Origin of the sequence: Streptomyces sp. NPDC059009, assembly GCF_042740175.1 — a bacterium.
Classification (GTDB): Bacteria; Actinomycetota; Actinomycetes; order Streptomycetales; family Streptomycetaceae; genus Streptomyces.
Genome location: NZ_JBHYJB010000097.1, coordinates 1 through 5,012, shown reverse-complemented (window position 1 = coordinate 5,012; position 5,012 = coordinate 1). Strand labels below are relative to the sequence as shown.

2 protein-coding genes and 1 pseudogene are annotated in these 5,012 nt (G+C 72.7%); all 3 read left to right on the top strand.

Translation table 11 applies throughout. The features are described 5' to 3' along the window. Positions 1 to 2,702, top strand: a pseudogene (locus tag ACFWYM_RS44875) (hypothetical protein); the annotation flags it as partial. Further along, on the top strand, positions 2,702 to 3,451 hold the full coding sequence (locus ACFWYM_RS44870) for a hypothetical protein (protein WP_384851352.1): 750 nt from the start codon (positions 2,702 to 2,704) through the stop codon (positions 3,449 to 3,451). The pseudogene ACFWYM_RS44875 and the gene ACFWYM_RS44870, both read left to right, overlap by 1 nt. Before the next feature lie 293 nt (positions 3,452 to 3,744). Then, positions 3,745 to 4,800, top strand: coding sequence for a hypothetical protein (locus ACFWYM_RS44865; RefSeq protein ID WP_384851351.1), 1,056 nt, complete (start codon positions 3,745 to 3,747; stop codon positions 4,798 to 4,800). Positions 4,801 to 5,012: the final 212 nt, after the last annotated feature.

Sequence of the window (5,012 nt, the reverse complement as noted above, 5' to 3'; positions counted from 1 at the left end):
CCCCCGAGTTCGCCACCCGGTGCGCGCTGCTGACGTCCTCCTACATCCGGTGGATCGCCGCCGACTACGACGCCCACTGCGCCACCGTCCGCACGCTCGCCAACGCCTACGCCTCGCAGCTGCGCCCCTACTGCGGCGACCGGCCCGCCGAGCACCTCGGCCAGTTCGCCACCGGCTGGCACATGCTGCTGCGCTACCTCACCGAAGTCGGCGCCGCGAGCGCCGAGGAGGCCGCAGACTGGTGGGCGCGCGCCTGGTCCGCGCTGCTGGACGCCTGTGACCGCGAGCGCAACCTGCTGGAGAACTCGACCATGCACAAGCGACTGCTCGGCTACCTCGCCACCGCCTTCAGCGGACGGCACGCCCACCTCGTCGGCCCCGACGGGAAGTGCCCCGCCAACCACGCCACCGCACTGCGCTACGGCTGGAGCGTCGTCGACAACTCCGCCGACGACCCGACCAACCAGAACCACGGCCGCCCGGTGCTGCGTGCGGGCGGCGTGCAGCTCGGCGTCGTCACCACCGTCACCAACGACGACGGCACCACCGAGGAGCGGGTCTGGCTCGATCACCAGCAGGCCACCCGCATCGCGCTGCGCATGGCCGCCGAACTACAGGAGACGTTCACCGTGTCCGCCAACGTGCTCACCGAGGCGCTGCGCCAGGCCAAGGTCATTGAGGTGGAGTACGAGACCGCCAAGAACGGCCGGTGGGTCAAGGTCCGCAGGCCGATGCCCGGCGGCCGCCGCCGCGTGTGGGACCTGCCCGCCTCCGCCCTCGACCTCAACGGCGACGAGGACGGCCCCGGCCAGGCTCCCGGCCCTCAGAGGCCGCCGACGCCGCCCACCCCGCAGGCCGACCCGCTCTTCGACCTCTCCGCCCTCACCCCGCCTCCGGCCAACTCCCCGGCCCCGCCGGCCTCTTCACCCGCCAAACCCGCGCCCGCGGTCCCGGCACAGGCCGCCTCGCCCGCCGACGGGCCGTCCCACGTCGAGCAGCCCGCACCGGCCGAGGAACCCGCCGAGGCCGTCGAGCTGTCCGAGCCTGAGCAGCCCGACGCCGCGTCGGACCCTGTCGGCTCCGGGGCCGAGGCGGTCGGCGACGTCGTCCAGGAGGCGGCCGACGTCCGCTCCGGAGCGGACGCCCCGCTCGACGACCAGCTCCTCGACGGCCCGGACGAGAACGACGACCAGGACGACGAGGACGTCGCGCACTCCGAGGTGACGGCCCCGTGGCGGGCGGCGGCCGCCGTCGCCCACACCGACGGCCTGTACCTGCCCGACGGCACCGTCCTGCCGCTGCCCCCCACTGGCGAGCTGCACGCCGGACGCTTCGCCGAGCTCGTCGACGAGCTCGGCCTCGGACACGGCGGCGCCGCCCGCGGCTCGGGTGCCTCGGCGAAGTGGCGCCCCGACACCGGCCAGATCTGGATCACGGCGGAGCTCAGCGAGGCCCTCGCCCTGCCCGTGCCCGGAGACGTCCCGGCCGACGAGCGCCGCGCCTTCCTCGCCGAGCACGTCGGCCACCCCTTCCTGGCCCGCGCCCGGGAAGCGGGCTGGAGCGTGAACAAGTGGGGTAACCCCACCCGCATTTGGCGCGAGCGCCCCGGCGGCGGCCGCAACATCAGCGCGCAGCTCGTCGTCGTCCCGCACATCGCCGACACGACCCGGTTCCTCGAGGACGCCCCCGCCCCCGCGCTCCTGGCCAAGCGGCTGCAGCAGCTCGCCGACACCATCGGCATCACCTACCGCACCACCCCGGGCGTCACCGGGCACGAGCTGCTGCGCGCCACCCGGCCCAAGAACGGGCGCCGCGCCGCCCCGTTGGAGAGCGTGGAGATGCCGCCGATCCTGATGGAGCGGCGCAACATGTACGTGGCCAAGGTGTGGGACCGCCAGCCCACAAAGCAGGAGCTCGACAAGCGGTTCGTCCTGCTCTTCGACGCGAGGGCCTCGTACCTGTCGGTGTGCAGCTCGCTGCGGGTGGGGCGCGGCCGCGTCGAGCACCGCGAGAACCCCGCCGAGTTCGACCCGGTCATGCCCGGCCTGCACCTGGCCCGCCTGAGCAAGTGGGAGCACTGGGGGTGCTTCGATCCGTTCGGCCCGCGCCGTGAGGACGACTCGCCCCGCTGGTACCAGACGCCCACCCTCGCCTACGCCCAGAAGGATCTCGGTGCGGAGTTCGAGATCCTCGAATCGTGGGTGTGGCCCGATCACTACCGGATGCTGGAGTCCTGGTACCGGCAGCTCGCCACCGCCCGCAAGAGCCTGACGTCCGGCACGGATGAGCTGGTCGCCGCGACGCTGAAGGACACCTACACGAACTCCATCGGCCTGTTCAACAGTGATCATCTGCGCGGGCGGCCCGAGTTGGGCACCACCGACAGCGACACGTTCCTGCCCAACGTGCAGCAGGCCGCCCTCGCCGCCCAGCAGGCCAACCTCGTCCGCACGATCATGCGCGTGGGCGAGACCCACGACATGTGGCCGATCGCGGTGAAGACCGACATGCTCGCCTACGTCACCGACGACCCGTGCTTCGCCACGGCCGTGCCCGGCTTGAAGATGGAGAAGGATCTCGGAAACTTCAAGCCCGAGGGCGCAGCCCACGCGGCGGACATCTTCACCCGCCTGCGGCCCGGAAAGCGCTGGTTCCCCACCGCGTCCGCGTTCACCCCGGCCGAAGAGTGGGGTGAGGTCTGATGTCCATCCGCAACCAGGGCGAGGTCTTCTGGAAGGCGTGGATCGGGAAACTCCCGGCCACCATCCGCGAGCGCGTCGGCCTCGTCGGCGTGGACGAGGCCGCCCGCCTCGCAGGCGTTCAGCCCCGCACCATCAAGGACTGGGTCCGCGCCGAAGACAAGGCGATGCCCAAGACCGTCGAGCAGGCCATCAAGGAGATGGGCGGGGTGGACGCGGCCGCACACGCGGCGGGCGTCAAGCCCCGCACCATCAAGGGCTGGCTGCGCAACGAACGGCGCGGCCACACCCCCGGCACCCGGCAGGCCGTGCACATCGGCAAGCTCACCGACGCCGCGAAGCAGCAGCACATCGCCAGCCAGAAGCCGCGCGGCAACCAGGCCAAGCTCGCCAAGGCCGTCGTCGCCTCGCCGAAGGCCCGCCAGCAGGCCATGAGCTCGCGCAGGGCGGCCCGCATGTCCAGCAGCGGGGCGCACCTGCAGATGAACGCGAAGGTCATCATCGATACCGGCCGCCGCAAGGACGCACGGTGGAGAGAGATCGACATGAACTTCCGCGACGACATCATGGCCGAGCCCACCCAGAAGTTCCTCAACGGCGACGACGCCGGGGCCCTCAGCAAGCTCGGCGACGCCTTCGGCGAGCACTACGCCCCGGGCACCGGCTGGCAGTTCGGAGAGGTCCGGTCCATGAGCATCGGCGAGTTCAACCCCGGCCGCGGCGGCGCCTTCCCCGACCCCGACCAGTATTGACCCCGTACGGGCTGTCCTCCGCTCTGCGTAGCGGAGGACAGCCCGTACGCAAACGGCCGGTGCCCTCAGTCCGCCGAAGCGGGTGGCACGGGCACCGGCCAACCGAAAACCTTCCCAAAGGGAGGGAGTTCACCGGCAGTCTATCGGCCCCACCTCGTCCGTCACGACGGCTCCGCGTGCGCGCCCCCTTGCCGCTTGTGACCAGAGGCCGATACTGTTTTTGGTTTAAGAGTCCGTCCCATCCCCGTGCGCCGATGTGCTGCACGCTGCCCTTCTGGAAGGACAACCCGCTCATGATCCGCGCTGGACGCGTGCACCTGGTGCGCACCCTCGCCGAGGTCGCCGAGGCCGAAGGCGTGCCCCTGGGCTCCTTCAAGAACAAGCGGCTGCACAAACGCCCCGCGTACCCCAAGTCCCTCACCTCGGTGCGCACCCCGCTGTTCGACGGTGAGCAGGTGGACGCCTTCCTCAACGGCACTCCCGGCCCGTCGCTGCCCGCTGAGGACCGCCCAGACGACCTCCTCGACCGCAATGAGGCCCCCGCCCTCCTCAGGCTCTCCCCGCGCTCCTGGGAGTCCTACAGACACGCCCCCGGCATCGCGGAGCACGTGGTGCCGGTCAAGGGCATCGATCACTGGCCCCGCCAGAAGCTCCTCGACTGGAACGCGAACCGTCCCGGAAGCGGCCACGGCGGCGGCCGCCCCACCGGGACGGGCGACCTGATGCCCCGTGAGGATCTCGCCCCGCGCATCGCCACGCTCCTGGACGCCGAGCCGGGCATCACCGCGGAGCAGGCCGCCGACGAGCTCGGCGTGCACGAGGACACCGCGCAGCGCGCCCTCACCGCTCTCCGGGCGCAGCGCGTGCGCGAGCTCCTGGACCAGGACGCCGCGCACAACCTGGGCGCCGAGCAGGTCTCCGAGCGGCTCGGCTACCCGTTGCGCGCCGCCCGCAACGCCGTGGTGACCGCGCACGCCCAGCGGCGCGCAGCCGCGGCCGCGCCGTACGTCGAGTCTGTGGTCGACGCCCTCCAGGAGGACGGCATCCCGGTGCTCGACGTGCCGGGCATCACCGTGCGTCCCGGCGGCGTGGCTGCGGCCGGCATCCCGCTCGGCGAGGGCGCACCAGCCGCAACGATCGTGTGGGACGAGCGGTACGGCTGGCGCACGGACCCCCGCCAGCCCGCCCCCGTCGGCCGGGAGCTCGAAGCCCCGACCGGGCCCGGCATCCGCTACCTCGCCCACGGCATCACTCCGGCCCCCGCCGACGTCGTGACCGCAGTCCGCGACCGGCGCACCGGCACCAAGCGCCCCCGCACCGTCGTCCCGCTCGCGTCCGAACCGTCCTGACCAAACACCTCTCTGCGCCCCGGGGAACGGCTGAACTCCGCCCCGGGGCGCAGCCGTTGCCACGGCCCGCCTCGGGCGAGGCCCTGGCGCGTGGGGCGCAGCGCCCCTGATTTCCGGGGGTGGCTGGGGTGGCGCCGCACCCGCACCGCCCGACGAGGCCGCTCCGCGGCCTCTCCGCGTGCCGGGGCCGCTCCGCGGACCCGGCCGAGCGC

Excerpts from the sequence above, each read along its gene's own strand:
- ACFWYM_RS44870 (WP_384851352.1), top strand. The coding sequence starts at position 2,702 with ATGTCCATCCGCAACCAGGGCGAGGTCTTCTGGAAGGCGTGGATCGGG.
- ACFWYM_RS44865 (WP_384851351.1), top strand. The coding sequence starts at position 3,745 with ATGATCCGCGCTGGACGCGTGCACCTGGTGCGCACCCTCGCCGAGGTC.